Here is a 24350-nt window from a genome sequence, read left to right as displayed (position 1 = left end):
CATGATCTCACACTGCCAAGAAAAGCCTCTAGTCAGGAGAAGGTGCCCGTACCGCAAACCGACACAGGTAGGCGAGAAGAGAATTCTAAGGCGCGCGGAAGAACTCTCGTTAAGGAACTCGGCAAAATGACCCCGTAACTTCGGGAGAAGGGGTGCCTCGGTAGGGTGAATAGCCCGAGGGGGCCGCAGTGAAAAGGCCCAAGCGACTGTTTAGCAAAAACACAGGTCTGTGCGAAGCCGCAAGGCGAAGTATACGGGCTGACGCCTGCCCGGTGCTGGAAGGTTAAGGGGAGTGGTTAGGGGTAACCCGAAGCTATGAACCGAAGCCCCAGTAAACGGCGGCCGTAACTATAACGGTCCTAAGGTAGCGAAATTCCTTGTCAGGTAAATTCTGACCCGCACGAATGGCGTAACGACTTGGGCGCTGTCTCAACGAGAGATCCGGTGAAATTTTAATACCTGTGAAGATGCAGGTTACCCGCGACAAGACGGAAAGACCCCATGGAGCTTTACTGCAGCTTGATATTGAATTTGGGTACGATCTGTACAGGATAGGTGGGAGCCGGTGAAGGTGGAGCGCAAGCTTCGCTGGAGGCGCCGTTGGGATACCACCCTGATCGTATCTAGGTTCTAACCTGGTACCCTAAGCGGGTACGGGGACCGTGTCAGGCGGGCAGTTTGACTGGGGCGGTCGCCTCCTAAAGAGTAACGGAGGCGTTCAAAGGTTCCCTCAGAATGGTTGGAAATCATTCGCAGAGTGCAAAGGCAAAAGGGAGCTTGACTGCGAGACCTACAAGTCGAGCAGGGACGAAAGTCGGACTTAGTGATCCGGTGGTACCGCATGGAAGGGCCATCGCTCAACGGATAAAAGCTACCCTGGGGATAACAGGCTTATCTCCCCCAAGAGTCCACATCGACGGGGAGGTTTGGCACCTCGATGTCGGCTCATCGCATCCTGGGGCTGAAGTAGGTCCCAAGGGTTGGGCTGTTCGCCCATTAAAGCGGTACGCGAGCTGGGTTCAGAACGTCGTGAGACAGTTCGGTCCCTATCTGTCGTGGGCGTAGGAAATTTGAGAGGAGCTGTCCTTAGTACGAGAGGACCGGGATGGACGTACCGCTGGTGCACCAGTTGTTCCGCCAGGAGCATGGCTGGGTAGCTACGTACGGACGGGATAAGCGCTGAAAGCATCTAAGCGTGAAGCCCCCCTCAAGATGAGATTTCCCAGTATGTAAGACCCCTTGAAGACGACGAGGTAGATAGGTTGGAGGTGGAAGCACGGTAACGTGTGGAGCTGACCAATACTAATCGGTCGAGGGCTTATCCAAAGAACTAAAACGCAGGTTTCGTTTCGGATTCAGTTTTCAGGAATGAAGTTCCTGAATCAAGCATTTGCACCGCAAGTGCCCGTTTGGTGGCGATAGCGGAGGGGTTCCACGCGTACCCATCCCGAACACGACCGTTAAGCCCTCCAGCGCCGATGGTACTTGGACCGAAGGGTCCTGGGAGAGTAGGACGCCGCCAAGCGAAAATTTCCACACACCCTGTGGTATTTTTTTTGCCCTTATTAGTTGAATAGGCATATGTAAATGGGCCTTTAGCTCAGCTGGTTAGAGCGCACCTCTGATAAGGGTGAGGTCAGTGGTTCGAGTCCACTAAGGCCCACCATTTTCCCTGATAGCTCAGTTGGTAGAGCACTCGACTGTTAATCGAGTTGTCACAGGTTCGAGTCCTGTTCGGGGAGCCATCCATATGGAGAGGTGTCCGAGTTTGGCCGAAGGAGCACGATTGGAAATCGTGTAGGCGCCACAAGCGTCTCGAGGGTTCGAATCCCTCTCTCTCCGCCATTATTTTTACAGCAAGGCCCGTTGGTCAAGGGGTTAAGACACCTCCCTTTCACGGAGGTAACATGGGTTCGAATCCCATACGGGTCACCACATCTTCTTCGATTTTTAGGGATGAGAATTCCAAGGGTTCGTTGGAGCATAAACTTCGTAAGGAATACTTCGCAATCTCGTAACGGAGTGGAGAGTATCCCATACGGGTCATATTATGGAGGCTTAGCTCAGCTGGGAGAGCATCTGCCTTACAAGCAGAGGGTCGGGGGTTCGAACCCCTCAGCCTCCACCATAACATTCCCCAAGTGAAGCGATGCCTCACAGAGGAATCCGGGTACTTTCCGGGGCCTCCAAGGGAAACATTATTACTGACGCGGGGTGGAGCAGCCCGGTAGCTCGTCGGGCTCATAACCCGAAGGCCGCAGGTTCAAATCCTGCCCCCGCAATATATTCCCAAAGTGATCCCAGAAGTACTTATCTTGGAACCGTGGTGTAGTTGGCCTAACATGCCTGCCTGTCACGCAGGAGATCGCGGGTTCGAATCCCGTCGGTTCCGCCATCAATATTTGTTTCAGGGATGAGAATCCATAAAAGGGTTCGTTGGAGCATAAGCTTCGTTAGAAATTGCGGCGCAATCTCGTAGCGAAGTGAAGAGTATCCCACCCGGTTCCGCCATTCGACTAATTACATTTGTTGGGGATTAGCCAAGCGGTAAGGCAACGGACTTTGACTCCGTCATTCATAGGTTCGATTCCTATATCCCCAGCCACTTCACACTATATTGTGAAGTCAAGCTGTGAAGGTGAGTCCGGGCACGCTCGGAGAAGACCTTATGTGAGAGCCATTAGCTCAGTTGGTAGAGCACCTGACTTTTAATCAGGGTGTCGAAGGTTCGAGTCCTTCATGGCTCACCATTTTATTATGAAGTGTGCGCGTGTGGCGGAATGGCAGACGCACCAGACTTAGGATCTGGCGTTTCACGACGTGGGGGTTCAAGTCCCTTCACGCGCACCATGTTTTTGCGGACGTGGCTCAGCGGTAGAGCATCGCCTTGCCAAGGCGAGGGTCGCGGGTTCGATTCCCGTCGTCCGCTCCATATAAATTTTGCGCCCTTAGCTCAGCTGGATAGAGCGTTTGACTACGAATCAAAAGGTCGGGAGTTCGAATCTCTCAGGGCGCGCCATTATTACTTCTTGATTGATCTAAGTGACCTGTAGACAAATTCGAACGATGAGTTCGTTGGAGCTTAAGCTTCGATAGCATTACTCCGCAATCGGACGCGTTAGCGACCGTATCTCTCAGGGCGCGCCATTTTTACACTATCTAAAATAACGGGATGTAGCTCAGCTTGGTAGAGCACCTGGTTTGGGACCAGGGGGTCGCATGTTCAAATCGTGTCATCCCGATTTTACACCTGTGCGGGTGTAGTTCAATGGTAGAACTTCAGCCTTCCAAGCTGATAGCGTGGGTTCGATTCCCATCACCCGCTTAAGTCTTAGCTTAAAGAACCCTTGCGGCGCAAGGGTTCTTTTGTGTACTTGACAGTGTATTTTGTTGACGGGCAAGAGGAATGGATTCGAGGGAAAGACGATGAAGTGAATCAATGTAGACGGAGGAATCCTTCCGAAGAGGTAACTCCCTTAACTAGTCCGTGGCAAGGCTAGTAGCGCGTCAGATTTACAATGGTGGAGTAGGGGCGTGGGATGCCCGAAGGACGGAAGGCGTGGAGCGATCCTCCCTCAGGTGTACCCGTTCCCAGACGAGGTTCGTTCCTAAATTGGCGTTTGGCTGGGGCGTTACGGACTGTGGTGCGCTTATTTCGGGTGAGAGTCACGGCTTGGGTAAGTTACGGACACCACAGGCCTTATGATCGAATATTCCGCTCCTAAACGTTCCTTTGGGAGACCATAAGCGCCGGTCGGTCCGTTAAGCCGCAATAAGTGGCGTTTGCTTGAAAATAACGGCTCTCAGGTCCGTAAGGAGCCGACTTCGCTGCTGCGGGTTCTCTTCACCAACCCTGTGTGTATGACCGCACCCACAGATTTAGCTCTGATGCTGGACTAGTACCTTGACCGTTTTAGATTTTAGGATACAAATGTTTTAATTTGCCTCTGGCATCCTCGGTTGTGAAATGCCACTGGACCGATTTTTGATCCTGATTGCGCTTGACTTGCCAAGCCGTTACTTCTTGCTGTAATTGTTCCATTGAGCTAATTCGGCGGTGCAGACATTGTATCGTCATTGCGCTCAGTTCAATTTCAGCAATGTTTAGCCAGCTTCCATGCTTCGGTGTGTAGTGAATCTCCAAACGCTTTGCTAACGAGAGCGCTACGTCAGGAGAAAAGGTTTCATACAGCGATGAGAGGGTATGCGTATTCAAATTATCCATGACAAGGCGAATGCGCTTCGCCTTTGGATAGTGGACTTCGAGCAATTCGCGGATCTGTTCTGCCCAATCCGATTTGGTCCGTCTTTGGCTCGCACAAACATGGCGCCAACCGGCCAATGGTTCTGTGAATAAAAACAGGGTGCAACTACCTTTACGCTCGTATTCATAGTCTTCCTTGCGCACCTTCCCTGGTTTCATCTTCTCCGGCGGGCGGGTGTGATCAAGCAGTTGCACAGGCTGCTCATCCATACAAATGAGCGGGATCTCGGGATCATACGGGAGGGCGTAGGTTTCAAGCACGTCTTCCATGCGGGCGACAAATTCAGCATTGGCTTTTGCGGGTATACACCATTGCTTTTTTAAATGAGGCTTAAGTTTCGTTTTTTTAACGTTTGGCGTATGGTTTCCCGTCCAACGGACTCCAGAATGCCTAATTCAATCACTCGACTTGTCAGAAGACGAACCGTCCAACGGGCATATCCGTTTGGTGGCTCAGAGCACGCCAGTGCAATGATCCGAGCTTCCTCTTCTCCGGTAATCGCAGCCGGACGGCCGGGATTGGGACGTTGCCGATAGTGAAGTGTCGATTCCAGCCCATACGTACAATAGTCTTTTATTGTATGATAGACGGTAACATCGCTGACACCAACACGCTGGGCAATTTCAATCTGTTTTGGAATCTGCCCCTGACTCTCATCAGCCAATAACAAAATGAGGCAGCGATTGCGGATGCCTTTGGATGTCTTCTTGTCATGAATACATTGATTAATCTGCTCCCGTTCTTTTAGACTCAATTCTATCTTATATTTTTTGTACATTGGTTTAACCCTCCCGTATACTTCTATATTAAGAGGGTAAGTCTAAAATGCTATGCGGTCAAGGTACTAGTTGGATGAAGCGCGGTGAGCAGTCATGCGAGAAAAAGGGATGACCTTAAGCCTTCTAGGGAATCCTACCGTAGGATAGCGGCGGGTCAGGTTGCTTGAAAGGCCGATTTGCAAGAAATAGATTGCTTAGAAGACGGAATTGAACTATAATTTCATTGAACAGGCGGTGAACTAAAAGAATGGGAAAAGGAGACGTATTCTCCAAGCTGACCAGCCGTGATCTGCAAGCCATTGAACGGCGGGGGCAGCTTCTGGAATCGGCCAAAGAGTTATTTGCCTTGCATGGCTACCATGCAACCACAACCCGTGGAATTACCAAACATATTGGGATGGCCGACGGGCTGATTTATCATTATTTTCCGGAGGGCAAGAAACAGATCCTCGATACGATTATGCAGGAGTTTCTGGAAGAGCGGTATCTGCAGATTGAAGAAGATATTGCTGCTTTAGACAAAAATGCACCGATCCGGGAAATTCTCATTGCGCTTGGCAAAATTCTATTTACTTATATCGCTAAGGACAAGAATGTTCTGATGATTCTGCTCAGGGAAAAGAATATTCTTCCCGAAACTTACATGAAAAGCTTCAGCAGACACATGAAGATTCTTACGGGTCAGACGATGAAGATGCTAGAGCAGCGAGCTAATCGCAACGAAATTCGCACCATGGATTTTTGGATGATGGGTAATCAGTTCTGGAGCGCCATCTATTCTTATCTTGTTCAGGATATACTTTTTGAACAATATAAAATGTATGCTGTAGACTGGGACACCTATCTGAAACAGGTTGTAGACTATACATTGTTGACCTGGAAATTAACTTAAAAACGGTTTCCAGTTTTTTTAAATTCATTTAGTTCATTGAATGTTCAGTGAAAATAAAACTGCGAAGGAGCGAGTTATCATGAAATTCTATTTTAACGATCAGGCATTCTCTTTTGAATTGTTAAGAGCAGCGACATACGCGGGCTATCAGGGTGCCGAAATTGGCGAGTGCCTGGCAACAGCCTCCAAAATTACAGAAGGGGATTTCGAAAGCTGGTTTCTGGAATGGAACAAAATGGCGGACAAAACAGCAAGCACAGCGGAGGATTGTCTGAGCAAACGCCATAAAGTAAGTGCAAGAGAAGCTTACCTTCGTGCGCACAACTACTACAGAACCGGTGAATTCTTTCTGGATGGCACAGATCCAAGAAGAATGGAGAATTTCGACAAGAGCGTGGATACCTTTGAAAAGGCGATGGATCTCTTGGATACTCACTATGAGATTGTAAAGATCCCTTATGGTGATACTTACTTGAAGGGCTATTTTTACGGAGCGGCAGCCGATCCAAAAAACGCATTGGCAGCTCGGCCAACGCTTCTGTTTATCGGGGGGTATGATTCTACGCTTCAAGAACTGTATTTCTGCGGTGCAGCACCGGCCATTAAGCGAGGATACCATTGTCTGGTGTTTGAAATGCCGGGACAGGGGGAAGCACTGCGCAATCAGAACCTGTATATGCGTCACGATGCTGAAGTTCCGGTAGGTGCCGCTATTGATTATATGGAAACAAGAAGTGAAATTAGAATGGACAAAATTGCACTGCTTGGGATGAGCTTAGGCGGCTATTTTGCACCAAGGGCAGCAGCGTTTGACGACCGCATTAAAGCCTGCATCGCCTTTAACGTTTTCTACGATACCTTTGATTCTACCTTGAACCAAAATCCGCAGTTGGAGCAATTGCTCCAATTACCGGAGGAACAGAGAGAACAACTGCTGGCTGTGGCGGAAAAGGGCAACTCCAATCTGCGCTGGATGTTAAATAACGGAAAGTGGGTGTTTGGCTTACAGCACCGCTACGAATTGTTTGAGGAAATGAAGAAAGCGACCTTGAAAGGAATTGCGGGGAAAATCAAATGCCCTGTGCTGCTGACAATGGGGGAGACCGACCATTTTGTATCTGAGGATCAGCTATCGGCATTGATTGATGAGATCAAATCACCGATGACCATCCGGATCTTCACCAAAGACGAAGGCGCCGAGGAGCACTGCCAGGAAGGAAACCACGCTCTGTTCCATCAGGTGATGTTTGACTGGATGGATGAAGTTTTTGACAACTATTGAAACCAGGTGAATTATGTATAAGGAAGAAATCAACAAGGTAGCACTCTCTGCGAAAATAAAAAGTGATTATCTGAATGAGAGTATCGTGAAATATTTTTTGCTGGCGGTTATGTCGGGTTTCTTTATAATCATTGGCATCGCGCTTGCTTTCTCAACTGCAGGAATCATTAATGTGGACGGGAAATTATATGGAAAGATTGCGGTCGGGCTTACCTTCCCAATCGCCCTCGGTCTACTGTACTTCGCAGGTGGAGAGCTTTTTACCGGGAATTGTTTTGTTCTTTCTGTCGGCCTTCTGGAGAAAACCATAGACCTGAAGAAAGCAGTGCAACTGCTGCTGGCTTCTTACCTCGGCAACCTGACCGGTTCCATAGTATTGGGATTTATATATGTGAGGAGCAAGGCCCCTATGGGTCTCGCAGACCATTATATTGAACAAGTTGCGGAAAGCAAGCTGACAATCCCGGCAGGCGAATTGTTTTTACGGGCTGTGTTATGTAATTTTGTAGTCTGTCTGGCCATCTGGCTCTGCTATAAGATGAAAGAAGAGATGGCTAAGCTGTTCATGCTGTTTTGGTGTGTGTTTGCCTTTGCCACTCCGGGCTTTGAGCACTCGATTGCCAACATGGGGATCTTCGCGATATCGCTCATGCTGCCGCATGCGGAGTCCCTTACATTAACCGGCGCTATCCACAACCTTGCATGGGTTACTGTTGGAAATATCATCGGCGGTTCCATTTTTCTGGCTTTGCCTTATTGGTTTGTCAGCAAAGAGAGAAAGTCGGAAATGATGGTCTAGTGCGCTTCTTAGGATAGTCCTGTGAATTTATTCATAGGGCTATTCTTTTTCTGTATTCCCCCGCAGGATAGACTCCTTGTGTTTCTTGGTGCGCTTCGAAAGGAACTGATATGATAATAGTGGTGAGTACAAGGTATAAATAACTGGAAGTTAAGGGGCTTACATAATGACTGACAAAGTAATTAGAATCTTCAAGATGATTAATGCAATCCAGTCTACTCCGGGAATTATGGCCAAGGATTTGGCGTTCCGGTGTGATGTGCACATTAGAACGGTATACAGGGATCTGGAGATTATTAGCCATTTTGCACCTGTTGCGAATGAGGGCAGGGGGACAGGGTATAGGTTTTTGGGGAAGTTTTTTTTGTATCCTCTGGATTTCTCCGAGCAGGAGGCGCTGGCCTTCTCACTTTTGCCTTCTGTGCTAACTCCGGATAAAATTCCTCCGGGCTTCCATACAGCCTATGATAAGGTCATGGGTACGCATCTGAAAGAGAAATCCCGGCAAAACGGGATTCTCGAGAATATTGCCGACATTATCCAGATGGGAAAACCGGCTTACCGCAAAGAAAGCCGTAATTTTCTGCAGCCGATCATCGGAGCCATTCTGGAGCAGCGGCGTATTCGGGCGGTGTATCACTCCCAACTGCGCAATACGCTGACGGAACGGGAAATTGATCCCTACTACTTGATTCCGCGTGATCAGCGTTTTTATCTGATTGGTTATTGTCAGCTCAAACAAGCGATCCGCACGTTCCGCATCAGCCGGTTTCAACAGGTGGAGGTAATGCCTGTAACCTTTGATAAAGGCAATTTCAATATAAAAAAGTATCTGAAGAATACCTGGTCGATTGACCGGGGGAATAAAAATATCACCTTCAAGGTGCGTTTTCATCCTTCGGTGGCACGTTATATTAAAGAAGAAGAGCTGTTTGTCCATCCCCGGATGAGCGATGAGCAGGATGGCAGCCTGCTGTTCGAGGTCACGCTCAACAATGAGAAGGAATTCATGAAATGGATTCTGCAATATGGATCGCATGCAGAAATCCTGGAGCCGGCTTCGGCCAGAACCGGACTGAAGCTGCAACTGGAGCAGTGGATGAGTATTTATCAGAGGAAAAATAAATAGCGATGCACGAATAAGCCCCGCCCTTAACGGGTGGGGCTTATTCGTGCAAATACGGACCGGCCTTACTCTGATTGAGGCACTGTCAGGCCCAGACCGTCAGCGATCCGCTGGCCAAATTCAGGGTCAGCTTTGTAGAAGTGGCCGATTTGGCGGAGCTTGATCTCATCTTTATCTACTGGAGTCATAGCGCCTACGATATTGCGGACAAGACGGGTCCGCTCTTCTTCGCTTAGCAGGCGGTATAGATCCCCAGGCTGTGTGTAATGATCGTTGTGATCGTAAGCCACACTGTCTGCCTGTCCGTTCACTTCAAAAGCTGCCGGCTTGTGTGCTGGTGACTCCGTCGCTCCGCCGAAGCTGTTCGGCTCGTAATAGACTGAATCGCCGCCGTTGGCTCCGGGGTGCATAGCGCCGTCACGCTGATTGTTGTTGACTTCAGCAATCGGCCGGTTGATCGGCAAATGATTGTGGTTCGCGCCTACCCGGTAGCGGTGAGCATCGCCATACGCGAAGAGACGGCCCTGCAGCATTTTATCGGGGGAAGCTTCTATTCCAGGAACAAAAGAGCCAGGAGAAAATGTAGCCTGCTCCACTTCTGCAAAATAATTCTCCGGATTACGGTTCAAGACCATACGGCCGGCCTCAATCAGAGGGTAATCCTTTTGCGACCATACCTTGGTAACATCGAAGGGGTCGAAACGGTACGTATCGGCATCCTCTGCGGGCATAATCTGGACATACAGCCGCCAAGCGGGGAAATCCCCCTGATCAATCGCATTGAACAAATCCTCTGTATGGTAATCCGGGTTGTCTCCGGCCAGCTTTGCAGCAAGCTCTACATCCAGATTTTTTATGCCCTGCTCTGTTTTGAAGTGGTATTTCACCCAAACCGCCGACCCTTCCGCATTCATCCATTTGAAGGTGTGGCTGCCGAAGCCGTGCATATGGCGGAGTGTGGCCGGAATGCCGCGGTCGGACATCAGAATGGTCACCTGATGCAGCGATTCAGGGGAATGGGACCAGAAATCCCAGACGGCATTAGGATTTTTCAGATGGGTCTGGGGATGGCGTTTCTGGGTATGGATAAAGTCCGGAAATTTGATGGCATCGCGGATAAAAAAGACTGGTGTATTGTTGCCGACCAGGTCGTAGTTGCCTTCCTCTGTGTAGAATTTCACGGCAAAACCGCGCGGATCACGGACGGTATCGGCTGAGCCAAGCTCCCCGGCAACGGTGGAGAAACGGATGAACATCGGTGTACGTTTGCCTACTTCGGATAAGAAAGCTGCCTTGGTATATTGGGACAAATCCTGTGTAACCTCGAAATAGCCATGCGCGCCTGCGCCTTTGGCATGGACCACACGCTCGGGAACACGTTCCCGGTTAAAATGTGCCAATTTCTCCAGCAGATGAACATCCTGCAGCAGCACCGGTCCACGGGACCCGGCAGTCATGGAATTCTGATTGTCTCCGACAGGTGCACCCCAGCTTGTTGTAAGTTTGTTATGGCTCTCGCTCATGAAAACAATCACCTCGTAATAGGATTTGATTTTAGAATAAGTATAAATACTATAATATCAAAAATATTTAAAATTTCAATCTTATTTTTAATTATTTTAAATAAGGCTGGAGATGATGCCTTTGCAGCACGATTATTTCTGAGTGAACTCCTGCATTACGGTGAGTATGGGAACCGCTGCCGGTGAAGCGGCAGGTGCCGGGGAGGTGGCTGTACTGGTGGATCTAGCGGAATAGGGACTATACCTCGTTAAAACAGGCGGACGCAACAGGGTAGCCTTTACCAGCAGCATATAAAAATCCCGCCTGCAGCTATAGCAGCAGCAGACGGGACGGAGTGGCCGAATCTTAACCTTTGATATACATGCGGTTGTAATATTCATCGAGCATACGTTTGCTGGCGAATTCGGTACGGGTGGTTTCGATGCTCTTGTGCATCATCTGTGCCCATTTTTTCTTATCCTCATAGAAGGTTGGGAGCACCCGGTTCAAGAGCGTATCGTACAGAGCATCGCTGTCATGCTGGTCAAGCACAGCAAAGTCTGAGGTCTCGAAGCCATCTCCAATCTGCCAGCCGTTCTCTCCGTCCATGCAGGCTTCCGGCCACCAGCCGTCGAGGATTGAGCAGTTCAGGACGCCGTTCATGGCGGCCTTCATACCGGAGGTGCCGCTGGCTTCCAGCGGACGGCGCGGATTGTTCAGCCAAATGTCGGAGCCGCGGGTTAGCTGTGCCCCGATGGTCATATCGTAGTTTTCCAGGAAAACGACGCTTTTCGGGTATTTTTTCATCATTGCTACCAGGTTGCTGACGATTTTTTTGCCGGTGTCATCCAGAGGATGTGCTTTGCCTGAGAAGACGATTTGAATTTTGCCGCTTTCCAAATATGGTGCAATAATCTCCGGCTGGGAGAAAATCAGGTCACTGCGTTTATAGGGGGCAGCCCGCCGGGAGAAGCCGATGAGCAGGTTGTCGGGATTGAGGGAAATGCCGGAGCGCTCCTTAATGAAGCTGATCAGCTCACCCTTGATCTCCTTATGCGCAGCCCACAGGTCGCCGCCGTTCTCATAGGTACGTGTGATCCGTTCATCCACCCAGGTAGGGGTATGAATGGCATTGGTGATGCCGATGATCTCCGATCTGCCGGCGACTTCCTTCCACATTTTATTGGCGGTATCGGCATGTAACTGGGCAACGGCATTCGATATACGGGACAAACGCAGGCCGGCCACCGTCATATTGAACGGATCACCGCCGATGCGTTCCATTTGGCTGCGGGTCAGGCCGTTAAAAGCGCCCATATACTCCAGCCGGTCAAGCGGATGAGTCTCGTTGCCTTCCTTAATCGGCGTATGTGTAGTGAACACAACCTCTTCCCGCGTAGCTTTCCAGGCCTCTTCAAAGGTGCTGCCGCCGGACATTTTTTCACGGATCAGCTCGATGGCGGCCAGTGCCGCATGTCCCTCGTTGAAATGGTAGACATCAATCGGAATCTCCAGCGCGCGCATAGCTTTTACCCCGCCGATCCCCAGGACAATCTCCTGCGCAATCCGTTCCTCGCCAAACCAGCCGTAGAGCTGGCCCGTAATCCAGGCGTCGCCGTTCTCGGGAATATCCGTATCAAGCAAATACAAGGGATTGTTGCCAAAATGATCGGTTCGCCACACTTTGCAGACCACATCAATCTTGCGGACCTTTACGGTGACCTTCACCCCTGTATCTTCAAGAAAATCATAGATGTAATTGTGATAGGAGTCGTAAGGATTACCGTTTGCATCAATCTTCTGGTCCGTGTAGCCCTGCTTCCACTTCAGTCCAATCGGGATGATCGGAGCTCCAATATCCTTGGCACCCTTGATGTAATCTCCGGCCAGAATGCCCAGGCCACCGGCGTACATTTTGAAGTCGGAATGCAGTCCGTACTCCATGCTGAAATAAGCTACTGACGGTAATTGGTTCTGGTTCACTTGATAAGCCTCCTAAATACGATTTGGAATAAAAAACTGGCATTGCTGCAGGCTTAATCTAGGGTGCAAACGTTTGCTCAATAGAGCGCAAGTTGATCTGGAAAGCGATTCCACACCTATTCTAGCATATCTGCCGGCAAAAAGCATACGTAAGTTTTCAAAAGAAAATAAGCTGGATCCGGCAACGGCAATGGTGAAGGTGACAGCGACGGTAATGAGCATTTGTTGACCGGTTATGACACGGTGGCTGACACTGGCTCAATGGCGGACAGCGTTTAAAATCAGGAAATTAGGGCATAACAGCGGCTGGAAGTCCAAACATTCGCCCGCAGTTACGGCCAAATTATAATATGAAAATCTAAAGTTCAAATAATCTCAAATGCAATAAGAAGTTTGATAAAACCGGGTAAACCCAGTTAAGATAGAGTGGAATACGTTAGGATGGTGACCAAGTTGAATATAGTCGTAATTGGAAGCTTGAATATGGATATGGTGGTGCGTACGGAGCGTGCACCGGAGGCCGGAGAAACCTTGTTTGGACAGGGCTTTGCGCTCTCGCCGGGCGGCAAAGGAGCCAATCAGGCGGTTGCCGCAGCGCGTCTGGGCGCAGAGGTGACGATGATCGGGAGCGTCGGCCGGGATGCTTTTGGAAGCGAACTGCTTGAGGTGATGCGGCAGGAGAAGATCAATACAGAGCATATTGTGCAGAGTGATACGCATTCTACCGGCGTTGCATCCATCGTCGTGGACGGGGAGGGGGAAAACCGGATCATTGTCGTGCCTGGCGCGAATATGGGGCTTGGTGTAAGTGACATTGCGCTGCTTGCGCCAGTGATCAAGGAGGCGGGCATAATCGTGCTGCAGCTTGAGACGGATCTCCCCATGTGTGAGCATGCTGCCGCGATGGCGCACAGCTATGGTATTCCGGTCATTCTGAACCCGGCTCCGGCACGGGCATTGAGTAATGAACTGCTGCAGCATGTTACCTATCTGACTCCAAATGAGACGGAGGCGGGGATACTGGCAGGAATGGCTGTGAACAGTGTAGAGGATGCAGAGCAGGCGTCGCGGATTTTGCTGCAAAAGGGAGTGCAGAACGTCATTGTAACGCTCGGCTCCAAGGGTGCGCTGATCGTGAACAAGGACGGAAGTATGCATATTCCCGGTTATCCTGTACAGGTTGTGGACACTGTAGCCGCAGGGGATTCCTTCAACGGGGCGCTGGCTGTGCAGCTTACTGGCGGACAAGCGCTGGCTGAGGCGGTCCGGTTCGCCAATGCCGTCGGCGCGCTGGCTGTCGGCAAGCAGGGCGCGGTTTCATCGCTGCCCTATTTGCCGGAGGTTGAGCAATTCCTGCGGGATGCTGCTGAAAGGTAACTTTATATAGAGAAACGCTGAACCATAAGGAGCTGAACAAAATGAGCGGCACGGTAACAGTTAAAGATATCACCCTTGGTGAAGGAATGCCGAAAATCTGTGTTCCGCTTGTCGGAACGACGGCAGCCGAGCTGGTAGAGGAGGCGGAAGCGCTAAAGGCGCTGGCACCGGATCTGGTGGAGTGGCGGAGCGATTTCTTCACGGAGGTGGAGGAGCCTGCGGCAGTTTTGGGCATGCTTAACCAGCTTCATGCCATCCTGCCGGATATTCCGTTGATCTTCACCTTCCGCAGTGCCAGAGAAGGCGGCGAGCGGGAAATCAGCGCAGAATACTACATCCGGCTGAATCAGGCCGCAGCCGGGAGCGGACATGTGGATATTATTGATGTGGAGCTGGCCGGCGAGGAAGCGGATGTCCGCGGACTGATTGCCGCCGCGCATGCCTGCGGGGTGTTCGTGATTGTCTCGAATCATGATTTTGACGGAACGCCATCTGAGGAGGAGATGGTCTCCCGGCTCCGCAGGGCGCAGGAGCTTGGCGGCGATCTGCCGAAGATTGCCGTTATGCCGCAAAATGCAGGCGATGTGCTGACCCTGCTGGCTGCGACGAATACGATGCAGGAGCAGTATGCGGACCGGCCGATCATTACGATGTCGATGGCCGGAGAAGGGGTTATCAGCCGCCTGGCCGGGGAAATCTTCGGCTCCGCGCTGACCTTCGGAGCGGCGCATAAGCCTTCGGCCCCGGGTCAGGTGGCTGTGGCGGAGCTGCGCAAAGCGCTGGAGCTGCTGCACCGCAGCCTGTAGTGCCGGGATTAGCGCATAGTATAATCCCGCGAGCTTTTAACCAAGCGTGGCGTATGTTCGCAAGAGTGTAACCCGAATATTCTGAAATGCAGACAGCTCCGGTAGAGGGGCTGTCTTTTGCTGTATTTTCAGATAATCTGCTATGCCTGTGGAGCAATTCCCCGTTCCTTAAATACCTCTTTGGCGACAAAGGTGGCATTCAGCACCCGCGGAAATCCCGTGTAAGGCGTACAATGAAGAATCGCTTCGATAATCTCTTTAGGGGAGAGCCCCACGTTAAGGGCAGCATTGATGTGAACGGTGAGCTGAGGTTCGCAGCCGCCCAGTGTAGTGAGTGAGGAAAGAGTGACTAATTGCCGCTGCTGCAAATCCAGCCCCTCACGGGAATAAATATCGCCAAAAGCAAATTCAATCACAAACCGCCCCAGATCGGGAGAAATATCCTTCAGCGAGTTTATTACATTTGCTCCGCCTGTGCCATCCACTTCCATCAGTTTGTTCCATCCGCGTTCATAACGTTCCGCAGTCATAAAATTACCTCCGTTTTGATAAGGAATATTGTTGCTGAACTAAGGTTACAGCTTAGAGCGCGCTCTAATGCAAGCGCAAATAGTATGTGATAAAATCTGGTTATGGAGAACTTACTTACGATTCAGGAAATGTCGGGGCTGACGGGACTGTCGGCACATACGCTGCGGTATTACGAGAAAGTGGGCATGCTGGAGGGAGTGGCGCGGAATGAACAGGGTTACCGTGCCTATTCGGAGGCGGATGTGTCCTGGGTGCAATTTCTGATGCTCCTGCGGGAGCTGGATATTCCAATCCGTGACATGAAGCGTTATTCCGATCTGCGCAGTCAAGGCCCGTCCACCGTCCAAGAAAGACGGCTTATGCTGGAAGCCCACCAGAGCAGGGTTCAGCAGCAGGTGCGGAAGCTTAGCGAGAATCTGGAGAAGCTTGCCGGCAAAATTCAGTATTATAAAGAAATGGAGGAGGGAGAGGTTTCGGCTGTAAAATAGAGCGGCAGCGGAAATGTCCGCTGCCGCTCAAAGGCTTGCACATTACAAATTGTGTTTTGCTGCACTCCCTATGGGTCCGTATCCGTTATTCCTGCTTCGCGCCGGTATAGACATGTACGGCATCCCGCAGAAACCGGGCCAGGCCGGGGCGGGTTTTGTCGTAATAAGCGGTGAACCGCTCATCATCAACATACATCTGCGCCACGCCTGCGTGGGCTTCCTTAGAGTAGGTGTCCCAGTAGAAGGTCAGCCACTGGCGGTGCAGGTCAGCCGCTTTTTGCGCCAGTTCGCTTGCCGAATCGCCTTCCTCCATCGCTTGCTCCAGGGCTTCGAACATCTCCCCCTCAAGCTGCTGAACAGCGGCGTGCTGCTCCTCGGTCATATTTTTCAGCTTGAGGTTTGATCTATCAACAGCCTCATCACCGTATTTGCTGCGGATCTCCTGCCCATACTTCTGTTCATTATCGTCAATCAGCTTTTGCTTGAAGCCTGCGAATTTCTCTTCATTGCTCATGGTTATTCTCCCTTCGGCTTGTGCCAGTGTTTTCTCAACGTTCAGGATCAGCGTATCAAGCTGTTGTCTGCGCTGAAGCAGCCTGTCATGATGCTCCCGCAGGGCATGGGCACCGTCGAAGGATGGGGCGGTAATGATTTCTTTGATCCCTTCGAGGCTTAACCCCAGTTCCCGGTAAAAAAGAATCTGCTGCAGGCGGTCCACCTCGGCCTGGCCGTAGATCCGATACCCCGAGGAGTTGATTCTCGCCGGCTTGAGAATGCCAAACTCATCGTAATACCGCAGTGTCCGCGTGCTGATTCCCGCAAGTAGCCCGAGCTTTTGCACCGTGTATTCCATTCGCTTCAGCCTCCAAACTATTCTCAGCGTATACGCTGCCTAAAGTGCAAGCAGATGCTTACAAAATGAATCTACACCTTTACGTTGCGGCAATGTCAAACATTAATTTTGGGGGGAGAGTAAAAAACAGCGGCAGTCTCCCTAGTATGTCCACTTAGGAAACTGCCGCGATCATGTGAAGAGTATGTGGCTGCTCTATATTTCTATTTCTTGCCGAGCTGTGCCGTAAAATAAGCCTGCAGCTCCGCCAGCTTCCGGGGATCAGCCAAGGCGTCTTCGCCGGGGAAGTAATGCTCGGCCACCAGCTCCCAGGTGGGAGCGATCTTTTGCGCTTTCATCGCTTTGATGGCGATCTTGACGGTTTTGCGTTCTCTGGCGTTGGAGAAGGTGTCCACATAATGCTGGGAACGCTCGAAGTCCAGCTCAGGGAAGACGGCGCGGAAAATCTCCGCGGTCATCTTGGCATCGTCCAGCGCACGGTGCGCGGACCCGGAAGGCTCCAGTTCGAACAGGGCCATCGCCCCTTCGACGCTGATATCGTTGGTAAGCCCACGGGCGCGGAGCACGCCTTTGAGCAGATCGAAGTAGGTGGCGGCGAGCCAGTAGGCATCGTCCATTTTGTGCATGCGGATATCCTGAATGATCCGTTTCATATCCTCGCCGCCCCAGGTCAGGAGCAGCACGCCGTCCTTGCTCTGATCAAGCCAGGCCCGGAAAGCGGTGATAACCTTGGGAAAGCGGTCAGCCACGTCGATATCCTCTTGCGGGATGCCGGTTTTTTTCTTGATGAAGGAATTCAGGGTAGAGAAGTATATGGGTTTGATCAAAGCCGAGAATTCATCCTTAACTTGCAGTGAAGCATCTAACCGGACGGCTCCAATCTCAATGACCTCCATTGGGTGCTCGCTGGCAAATTTGCGGCCGTTGAATTCGATGTCCAGAATAATATAATCCACAGGTGAGGCCTCCGTTTCAGTGACTGGCGCCAATTGTTCCTTGAAAATGCGCCGACAATTCTATTTTAGCAAAAAAAACGCATGAATGGGGAAATCAGAGGGATTCTGCCGTTGGTATGGAGGGAGGAGGGCAATGGGGTGTCGAATAGGTGGGGGATATAGGGAGAAGTGAACGGAAATCCGGAGTTGGAAATGGGCTTCCGTTATGTAGTTTACAAGTAGATTAGGGGGTATTGTTATGGAAGAGAAAGCATTGCTGGAAGAGCATATCTGCGGGCTGGAAAAGCTGCTCTTGAGCGCGGAGGTACGGACATCACCGGAAGAGCTGGCGCTTTTGCTGACGGATGATTTTGTGGAGTTCGGAAGCTCCGGCAGGGTGTGGCGTAAGGAAGACATGACTGGTGAAGGAGGCGCGGGTGTGGTGAGGATGACCCTAAGCGGGTTCGAGCTTCATTCGCTGTCTGAAGGGGCCGTGCTGGCTACTTACCGGACCTGTAACGCTGAAACCGGGAGGGTGACCCTCCGCAGCTCTATATGGAAATTCAAGGATGGGCGCTGGCAGATGTTTTTTCATCAAGGGACTCCGGCCTGGGTGGGGAATTAACAGCCGCTGTCATTAGCAAAATAGGGCGTATGTGAAAAAAGTACCCCTAATTGACCTGATTGAACGGGGAAAGGCTTAGTCCAAGTGGCTGGAATTACAGCCGGTTTCGACGGTTAACCGCAGCACGTCTTGCCAGCACAGCAAAGAGAGGGTTCTCATTATGAGGACTCTTTCTCTGTTTGGTGTGCACAATATCTAGTCCCGGATCACATGCCCCTGCCCGGGTGTGATTTCCACGAAGCCGGCCATTTGCCGGGCTTGGTAGCGGATGGGCTTGCTGCTGCCCATGATGAGGATGTTGCGGATGTCGGCGGTGCCTTCCGAGGGGAGGGCAAAGGCCTTGATATGGGGGAAGTGTTCGCTTAGTGTCGTGTGGATGGCGCTTATCAGGCGGTCTTGTTCGCTGCGGCCCATCAGGTTCATGATGATTGAGCCGCGGCTGTTCAGCTTGGAGCGGGCCAGGGCGAAGAACTCGCTGGAGACCAGGTGCTGCGGAGTGCCATCTTTGGTGAAGGCGTCCAGCAGGATGAAGTCATAGCGGCGGTCCGGCTCGCCTTCCAGAAGGCGGCGTCCGTCACCGACGACAACATTATCCTGGCTGTAGCCAAAATGCTGCCTGCTCAGTTCTACGACCTCTGCGCTCACCTCGGCAATCTTAAACGATTTCTCTGCGAAGTACCTGGCAATCGTTCCGATGCCGTGTCCAATGACGAACACATCCTCGAAAAAAGGCTCGCCCGCCTCCATGAGATGGATCATCGCCCGCGGATATTCAAAGACCACGCGCCGGGGGGAGTTCAGATCGAGCGCGCCTTGAATGGCATCCCCCGAAAACTGCAGCACGCGGAATTTGCCTTTCTCGCCATATAATTCTGTCGTATCATACACCTGGATTTCCTGCCCGTCACCGGCTGAGCTTAACCATGGCTGCAAAGGGATCAATCTCCTTACACTATTGAAATGCGTTTATATTCGTTCGGCGTGATGCCGACGATTTTTTTGAACAGTTTGTTGAAATAGGCGGGATCGGGATAGCCGACCTCGGCCCCGATTTCATGGACCTTCAGGTCCGGGGCATGCTTCAGCAACTGCTTGGCTTGGCGGATGCGGATTTCAATCACATAATCGGTCAGAGTCAGCCCGGTCTCCTGCTTAAACAGCTTGCTTAAATAGCTTGGCGTCAAAAATACCATGCCCGCCAGCATGTTCAGATCGGCGTGCTGGCTGTAGTTGGCCGCTACCCAGCGCTTCACGCTCTCAACGGCGGTGCCGGAAAGCTCCAGACGATGGGCGCGGATGGCGCTCAGCGCTTCCGAGATGGCGGAGGTGAACAGGCGCCTGATCTCGCCAAAGCTCATGCAGGTCGCGATTTGCTCCTCCAGGGCAAGCCCGCCGCTGCTGCGGTACATCGCTTCGAATTCCTGAAGCTCCTTGCGGGCCGTATCCTCAACCTCACGGCAAGCCCGCAGAATCTGATCAGGGGAGGCCATCTGAGATTCCAGTACGGAGAACGCGGCATGAATCCGTTCCAGCACCCCGGGCACATTCAGAATCTGCAAGTCATGGATCAGCGGCCCGCGCAAGGACGTGAAGGGGTCGCTCAGACTTTTGCCCGAAGCTTCAAGCTCTTGAACTGTAATATAATGCAGCGGCTGCGGATTGTAAATCCCCGCATCACAGGCCCGCTTCGCTTCCGTGTAAGCTGCTCTCAGCATGGCGGGATCGCTGTAGGAGCGGCTGGCTCCGGCATGCAGCGGCTGTCCGCCGCTTGCGGCGAGGAGAGGCTCGCCGAGCATCGCGAGTTCGGCAGCGTTAAGCGGCTCAGCGGAATACCAGATCCATGCATAGTGCCCTTTCTGCACCTCAAGCGCGTCAAGCAATATCCCCTTCCCTTGCCGCAGACGGTCTGAACAGATGCAGACGGCTTCCCGGGAGCTGCCCTTGAGCACAAGCACGTTGAAGTAAGGCAGGGGTAAGGTAAGGCCGCTCAGCAGAACCGCAGACGGCTGCTCAACATGCAGCAGGGAGAGCAGCAGCCCTGAGCGCTGGTGTTCCTCCTTCTCGCGCTGCTGCCTCCGCTCCTCGTCCAGATGGTAGAGCACCTCGAAGAGCTGCTCTTTGTTGATCGGCTTCAGCAAATAGTCTACAGCCGAGCTGCGGATCGCCTCACGGGCATAATTAAATTCAACAAAGCCGCTCATCAGCAGGGTGCGGATGTGCGGATATCCGGCTTTGAGGCGTTTGATCAGCTCCAGCCCGTCGACTTGCGGCATCCGAATATCTGTAATGACTACATCAACCTGAAGACCGGGGAGGGCGTCAAGCAACTGCTTGCCGTCAGCGTAGGTTCCGGTGACCAGGAACCCGCTGCTCTCCTTGCTGACCATCCGGGCCAGCCCCTCACGGATCAGAATCTCATCATCTACAATTGCAATGCGCAGCAATCCAGCTCGCCTCCTTCTGACTACTTGGATTATCCCTCATGAAGACGGGCAGAGAGGTTATCCATCCGCAGGGTAACACGGGTGCCTCTGCCAGGCTCGCTTTCTACACTGAGGCCAAACGAAGGGCCATAATACAGGCGTAAGCGCTCGTTCACATTCCGCAGCCCAATGCCGAACATTTCACCGTCGGCCCCGCTGCTCAAGCTGTGGTTCAAGGCGCGCAGAGTGTCTTCATCCATGCCGACGCCGTCATCCTCTACGCAAAATACCGCTTTGCCGTTCTCCTCCCGGCCGCTGATGCTAAGTGTACCCGGTCCTTCCTTCCGCTCAAGGCCGTGGAAGACAGCGTTCTCGGCAATGGGCTGGAGCACCAGCTTGATGACGGGGAGGGAGAGCAGGGTCTCGGGCACATCAATACGCAGCCTGAATTTGTCCGGGAAGCGGATTTGCAGGAGGTCCAGATAATTCTGCACATGGTCCAGCTCATGGCGGATTGTGACCCTCTCTTCACTGCGGACCAGCCCATAGCGCATTTGCAGTCCCAGCAGATAGGTCAGCTCCGCTACGCGCGGATCATCACTGCCCTCGGCCAGCATGCGGATGGATTCCAGCGTGTTGTATATGAAATGCGGGTTGATCTGGTTCTGAAGCGCCCGCATATCGGCCTTCTGTTTTCTTTTCTCCGTAATGGAGACCTCCTGAAGCAAATCCTTGACCCGCACAATCATCCGGTTGAAATGGCTGCCGAGCATGCCGATCTCATCGTTGTATTTGGGATGCAGCCACACCTCCAGGTTGCCGTGCTGCACCTGCTTCATCAGCCGTACCATTGATTTCAGGGGCTTGGTCAGCGCGTATGAAATAATGGTAGCCACGAACAGAGCGAATGCGATAATCGCCAGCGTTGTCAGAATGAGCGTATTGCGGTTTTTCTCCACCGGCGAAAGGATGCGGGAGAGGGGAATGGTAACCATTGTGGTCCAGCCCGTTTGCTTCGATACGGTATATACAGCCAGATAAGACTGCCCATCCAGCTTAATCTGAAAATGCCCCTGAGCCAGCTTGGCCTGAGCCAGCAGCAGTTGTCTGGTGTGAGCCTGCTCTTCCTTGGCCCCGCCCTCTATACCTGCACCCGCGTAGATCAGCTTCCCTTGATCATCCACGACCATGGTGCTGCCTTGGGTAACGGCATTTACCGGCTCCACAATGCCCTTGAACAGGTTGATGTCAATATCAAAGACGAGAATCCCGATATTGTTCAAGGTGCTCACGGATTTAATGGTACGCAGTACACTGAAGACTTCCCGGTGCTCGGACGAATTCACCCGGATGCTATGTCTGCCCTGTACAACCGCAGATGTTCCGCCCGCTTCGCTGAGTTGTTTCCATGAATCCAGCCGTTCCGCAGGGAAAATCTCATTGATGCCCGCAGCCCTGTCATAAAAAATGGTATCATGCTGGTCTGCCATATAGACGGCCAGAATCTCGTTTTTGGTGTGCTTCAGGTAGCTGAGGAACATTGACATCGCGGTATTCTTTTCCCAATCGGTGCTTGGCTCGGCCAGGTAGAACTGCACGTCGGTATTGTACAGCGGCAGAGAAGTGTACCGTTTCAGGTCGGCCACGTAGCGGTCCATGGTATCCGAAGCGTTCGAGGTCATCTGCCCCGCGCTTTCGGTAGTGCTCTCCAGAACGGAGTGGAACATGGAGCGGGAGGACATATAGCTGACATAGGTGATGGGTATGGAAATGAGAAACACAAACACGACAATGAGCTTCCGCTCCATCGGCAGATTGGCCAGGAACCACCACATTTTGCGAAAAAACCTCAGAAGGGCAGACACCATGCTGTTATTCCTCTCCGTACATGCCGCTTACTTGACCGCGCCGCTCGTTACGCCTTCAAAGATATACCGCTGCAGGAAAAAGTACAGAATCACTGTAGGCAGCAGAATGAGCAGAATCGCCGCACAGATCAGGTTCCATTCCCCCGAATTGACCCCCTGGAAACGCATTAGGATGGTGGTGACCACACCAAGGCTCTGTTTGGGCATATATAGGTAAGGGATGTACATGTCATTATAAATGCTGATCGTCTTCAGAATAACCAGCGTCGCCGTGGCCGGAGTCAGCAGCGGGAAGATGATCGAGCGGTAGATTTTGAAGAGGGAAGCGCCCTCTACCATCGCACTCTCGTCGAGATCGACAGGAATGTTGCGGATAAACTGCAGGTACAGAATAATCTGGATCACGTCTGCGCCGATATAGAGCACGATGGGGGCGCCGAGCGTGTTGTATAGTCCCATATTCTTAATGATGCCGAAGGTCGCAACCTGAGTGGTTATGCTGGGAATGATGGTGGCTACCAGATAAGCTCCGAACACAATCGGCTTCAGCTTGAAAGAAAAGCGGCCCAGCACGTACGCAACCATTGTCCCAAACAGAATGTTCAGGGTCAATGTAATTATGATAATGACGAGGACATTGCCGAAGCCGCTGAGCAGACCCCCGCGCTGGAAGACGGCGACAAAGTTGTCAAAGTTCAAGAAACTCTTGGGCAGTGCCATAGAGCTGCTGGAGTTGAACTCATCCGTAGATTTAAAGGCATTGACCACCACTACATAAGGGGGAAAGAGGACGACAAAGACCCCGATCAGGAGCGATAAGTATTTGATAACATCGGTGAAGCGGAACTTGGTGTGTGTCATAGTTACTTGTCTCCTCCCCGGCTCAGAACGAGCTGCTGCACCAGCAGCACGATAACGACAAAGAACAGCAGAATGATGCTCATCGCCGATGCCAGGCCGTAATTGTTAAAAGCGAATGCCGTCTCCACTACGCGCTGCACATAAGTCTGGCTGGCGCCAGCAGGGCCGCCTTTGGTCAGTACGAACGGCAGGTCGAACACCTCCAGCGCACCGGTCACGGTCAGGAAGAGATTGAGCTGGATCACGGCCTTCATATTCGGCAGGGTGACTCTCCACAGTGTCTGAAAGGAGCCTGCGCCGTCGATCTTGGCCGCTTCATAAATATCGCTTGGGATGGCCTGCAGGGAGGCGATGTAAATGACCATGTTGTAGCCCATGAAACGCCAGAAGCCGGTGGAAGCAAGGGAATAGTTGACCAATCCTTCGGTCCCGAGCCAACTGGTCTCTGCCAGATGGGTAAGCCCAAGGCTGTTCAGGAACAGATTCAGCGAACCGTTCGTGGTATCGAAGACATAGCCGAACATAAACGCGACAGCGACACCGTTCATAATGTAGGGCAGGAAGAGCATAATGCGGAAGCCGTTGCGGCCCCGCAGCCTGCTGTTCAGCACGACGGCGAAATAAATCGCTACTATATTCTGGATAATGCCCATGACGAAATAGGCAAAGTTATGTGCGAACACCTTGAAGATATCAGGATTGCTGAACACCTCACGGTAGTTGTCGAGACCGACCCAGGGCTTCTCGGGGCTATAGCCATCCCAGTTCGTGAAGCTGTAGTAGATCAGCTTAAGCGCCGGATAATAGGTGAATGTAGCCAGCAGCAGCAGCGGAATAAGCAGGAATGAGATGATAATGATCGTCTTCTGTTTGTTATAGGATAACGTTCCGAACATGGCTTGACCTTCTTTCCTTAAGCTATTGACGGCAAAATGGATTATCCGTGAAGGCGAT

20 protein-coding genes, 14 tRNA genes and 2 rRNA genes (1 of these 36 only partly in view) are annotated in these 24350 nt (G+C 51.8%); 24 read left to right on the top strand and 12 right to left on the bottom strand.

What is annotated here, in order from left to right; translation table 11 throughout:
* From B212_RS35090 to B212_RS0122870, 16 genes are all read left to right on the top strand, one after another.
* A 23S ribosomal RNA gene (locus tag B212_RS35090) occupies positions 1 to 1326 on the top strand; it begins 1668 nt to the left of the window's first position.
* A gap of 82 nt (positions 1327 to 1408) precedes the next feature.
* Positions 1409 to 1525 (top strand): 5S ribosomal RNA (rrf, locus tag B212_RS0122940).
* Between the two features lie 64 nt (positions 1526 to 1589).
* A tRNA-Ile gene (locus B212_RS0122935) sits at positions 1590 to 1666 on the top strand.
* Between the two features lie 3 nt (positions 1667 to 1669).
* Positions 1670 to 1745 (top strand) — tRNA-Asn (locus B212_RS0122930).
* Positions 1746 to 1752: 7 nt separating this feature from the next.
* Positions 1753 to 1845, top strand: a tRNA-Ser gene (locus B212_RS0122925).
* 15 nt (positions 1846 to 1860) lie between these two features.
* A tRNA-Glu gene (locus B212_RS0122920) sits at positions 1861 to 1935 on the top strand.
* Positions 1936 to 2052: 117 nt separating this feature from the next.
* Positions 2053 to 2128: transfer RNA gene (locus tag B212_RS0122915), tRNA-Val, on the top strand.
* 80 nt (positions 2129 to 2208) lie between these two features.
* A tRNA-Met gene (locus B212_RS0122910) sits at positions 2209 to 2282 on the top strand.
* A gap of 35 nt (positions 2283 to 2317) precedes the next feature.
* Positions 2318 to 2395 (top strand) — tRNA-Asp (locus B212_RS0122905).
* Positions 2396 to 2530: 135 nt separating this feature from the next.
* A tRNA-Gln gene (locus tag B212_RS0122900) sits at positions 2531 to 2605 on the top strand.
* 69 nt (positions 2606 to 2674) lie between these two features.
* Positions 2675 to 2750, top strand: a tRNA-Lys gene (locus B212_RS0122895).
* Between the two features lie 16 nt (positions 2751 to 2766).
* Positions 2767 to 2850 (top strand) — tRNA-Leu (locus tag B212_RS0122890).
* 7 nt (positions 2851 to 2857) lie between these two features.
* Positions 2858 to 2932: transfer RNA gene (locus B212_RS0122885), tRNA-Gly, on the top strand.
* A gap of 10 nt (positions 2933 to 2942) precedes the next feature.
* Positions 2943 to 3019: transfer RNA gene (locus B212_RS0122880), tRNA-Arg, on the top strand.
* Positions 3020 to 3168: 149 nt separating this feature from the next.
* Positions 3169 to 3242, top strand: a tRNA-Pro gene (locus B212_RS0122875).
* Positions 3243 to 3254: 12 nt separating this feature from the next.
* A tRNA-Gly gene (locus B212_RS0122870) sits at positions 3255 to 3325 on the top strand.
* 588 nt (positions 3326 to 3913) lie between these two features.
* On the opposite strand, the gene B212_RS0122865 is transcribed toward B212_RS0122870, so the two are convergent.
* A complete protein-coding gene (locus B212_RS0122865; protein ID WP_232231580.1) occupies positions 3914 to 4570 on the bottom strand; it encodes an IS630 family transposase in 657 nt (218 codons plus the stop codon).
* A gap of 14 nt (positions 4571 to 4584) precedes the next feature.
* Positions 4585 to 5043, bottom strand: coding sequence for a helix-turn-helix domain-containing protein (locus B212_RS0122860; RefSeq protein WP_019913472.1), 459 nt, complete (start codon positions 5041 to 5043; stop codon positions 4585 to 4587).
* A gap of 248 nt (positions 5044 to 5291) precedes the next feature.
* Between B212_RS0122860 and B212_RS0122855 the strand changes: the two genes are divergently transcribed.
* From B212_RS0122855 to B212_RS0122840, 4 genes are all read left to right on the top strand, one after another.
* Positions 5292 to 5936 (top strand): TetR/AcrR family transcriptional regulator, encoded by a 645-nt coding sequence (locus tag B212_RS0122855; RefSeq protein ID WP_019913470.1) that lies wholly within the window; start codon positions 5292 to 5294, stop codon positions 5934 to 5936.
* 79 nt (positions 5937 to 6015) lie between these two features.
* Positions 6016 to 7218: an alpha/beta hydrolase family protein gene (locus B212_RS0122850; RefSeq protein WP_019913469.1), complete on the top strand. Its 1203-nt coding sequence runs from the start codon at positions 6016 to 6018 to the stop codon at positions 7216 to 7218.
* Positions 7219 to 7231: 13 nt separating this feature from the next.
* Complete coding sequence (locus tag B212_RS0122845; RefSeq protein ID WP_019913468.1) at positions 7232 to 8017, top strand: formate/nitrite transporter family protein; 786 nt, start codon at positions 7232 to 7234, stop codon at positions 8015 to 8017.
* Positions 8018 to 8183: 166 nt separating this feature from the next.
* Positions 8184 to 9146: a helix-turn-helix transcriptional regulator gene (locus B212_RS0122840; protein WP_019913467.1), complete on the top strand. Its 963-nt coding sequence runs from the start codon at positions 8184 to 8186 to the stop codon at positions 9144 to 9146.
* 62 nt (positions 9147 to 9208) lie between these two features.
* Here the strand turns inward: B212_RS0122840 and katA are convergent, their stop codons facing one another.
* Together katA and glgP are read right to left on the bottom strand one after the other, a co-directional pair.
* Positions 9209 to 10666 carry a catalase KatA gene (gene katA / locus B212_RS0122835; protein WP_019913466.1) on the bottom strand — a complete coding sequence of 486 codons (1458 nt, stop codon included), beginning with the start codon at positions 10664 to 10666 and terminating at the stop codon, positions 9209 to 9211.
* Between the two features lie 346 nt (positions 10667 to 11012).
* Positions 11013 to 12629 carry an alpha-glucan family phosphorylase gene (glgP, locus tag B212_RS0122830; protein ID WP_019913465.1) on the bottom strand — a complete coding sequence of 539 codons (1617 nt, stop codon included), beginning with the start codon at positions 12627 to 12629 and terminating at the stop codon, positions 11013 to 11015.
* Positions 12630 to 13082: 453 nt separating this feature from the next.
* Between glgP and rbsK the strand changes: the two genes are divergently transcribed.
* On the top strand, positions 13083 to 14006 hold the full coding sequence (rbsK, locus tag B212_RS0122820) for a ribokinase (RefSeq protein ID WP_028531010.1): 924 nt from the start codon (positions 13083 to 13085) through the stop codon (positions 14004 to 14006).
* A gap of 41 nt (positions 14007 to 14047) precedes the next feature.
* The gene (aroD, locus tag B212_RS0122815) at positions 14048 to 14812 is read left to right on the top strand and encodes a type I 3-dehydroquinate dehydratase (protein ID WP_019913461.1); all 765 of its coding nucleotides are present in this window, start codon (positions 14048 to 14050) and stop codon (positions 14810 to 14812) included.
* A 140-nt stretch (positions 14813 to 14952) separates the two neighbouring features.
* Here the strand turns inward: aroD and B212_RS0122810 are convergent, their stop codons facing one another.
* A complete protein-coding gene (locus B212_RS0122810; protein ID WP_019913460.1) occupies positions 14953 to 15342 on the bottom strand; it encodes a carboxymuconolactone decarboxylase family protein in 390 nt (129 codons plus the stop codon).
* 102 nt (positions 15343 to 15444) lie between these two features.
* On the opposite strand from B212_RS0122810, the gene B212_RS0122805 reads away from it, so the two are divergent.
* Entirely contained in the window at positions 15445 to 15831 is a 387-nt protein-coding gene (locus B212_RS0122805; RefSeq protein WP_028531009.1) for a MerR family transcriptional regulator, read from the top strand.
* Positions 15832 to 15916: 85 nt separating this feature from the next.
* Here the strand turns inward: B212_RS0122805 and B212_RS0122800 are convergent, their stop codons facing one another.
* The gene (locus B212_RS0122800; RefSeq protein WP_019913458.1) at positions 15917 to 16684 is read right to left on the bottom strand and encodes a MerR family transcriptional regulator; all 768 of its coding nucleotides are present in this window, start codon (positions 16682 to 16684) and stop codon (positions 15917 to 15919) included.
* Between the two features lie 203 nt (positions 16685 to 16887).
* Positions 16888 to 17640 (bottom strand): 3'-5' exonuclease, encoded by a 753-nt coding sequence (locus B212_RS0122795; RefSeq protein ID WP_019913457.1) that lies wholly within the window; start codon positions 17638 to 17640, stop codon positions 16888 to 16890.
* 238 nt (positions 17641 to 17878) lie between these two features.
* Here B212_RS0122795 and B212_RS0122790 point away from each other — a divergent pair, with 238 nt between their 5' ends.
* Positions 17879 to 18244: a nuclear transport factor 2 family protein gene (locus tag B212_RS0122790; protein ID WP_019913454.1), complete on the top strand. Its 366-nt coding sequence runs from the start codon at positions 17879 to 17881 to the stop codon at positions 18242 to 18244.
* 195 nt (positions 18245 to 18439) lie between these two features.
* Here the strand turns inward: B212_RS0122790 and B212_RS0122785 are convergent, their stop codons facing one another.
* Genes B212_RS0122785 through B212_RS0122765 form a run of 5 tightly spaced genes read right to left on the bottom strand, consistent with a single transcriptional unit; the run spans position 18440 to position 24292 of the window.
* The gene (locus B212_RS0122785) at positions 18440 to 19177 is read right to left on the bottom strand and encodes a spermidine synthase (protein ID WP_019913453.1); all 738 of its coding nucleotides are present in this window, start codon (positions 19175 to 19177) and stop codon (positions 18440 to 18442) included.
* Positions 19178 to 19191: 14 nt separating this feature from the next.
* Positions 19192 to 20688, bottom strand: coding sequence for a response regulator (locus tag B212_RS0122780; RefSeq protein ID WP_019913452.1), 1497 nt, complete (start codon positions 20686 to 20688; stop codon positions 19192 to 19194).
* A gap of 29 nt (positions 20689 to 20717) precedes the next feature.
* Positions 20718 to 22535, bottom strand: a complete 1818-nt coding sequence (locus B212_RS0122775; protein ID WP_019913451.1) for a sensor histidine kinase — start codon at positions 22533 to 22535, stop codon at positions 20718 to 20720.
* Positions 22536 to 22562: 27 nt separating this feature from the next.
* Positions 22563 to 23396, bottom strand: a complete 834-nt coding sequence (locus tag B212_RS0122770) for a carbohydrate ABC transporter permease (protein WP_019913450.1) — start codon at positions 23394 to 23396, stop codon at positions 22563 to 22565.
* 2 nt (positions 23397 to 23398) lie between these two features.
* Positions 23399 to 24292, bottom strand: a complete 894-nt coding sequence (locus B212_RS0122765; RefSeq protein WP_019913449.1) for a carbohydrate ABC transporter permease — start codon at positions 24290 to 24292, stop codon at positions 23399 to 23401.
* Between the last annotated feature and the right edge of the window lie 58 nt (positions 24293 to 24350).

Source organism: Paenibacillus sp. HW567 (assembly GCF_000374185.1).
Lineage (GTDB): Bacteria > Bacillota > Bacilli > Paenibacillales > Paenibacillaceae > Paenibacillus_AQ.
This window is presented reverse-complemented; position numbering and strand designations above follow the sequence as displayed.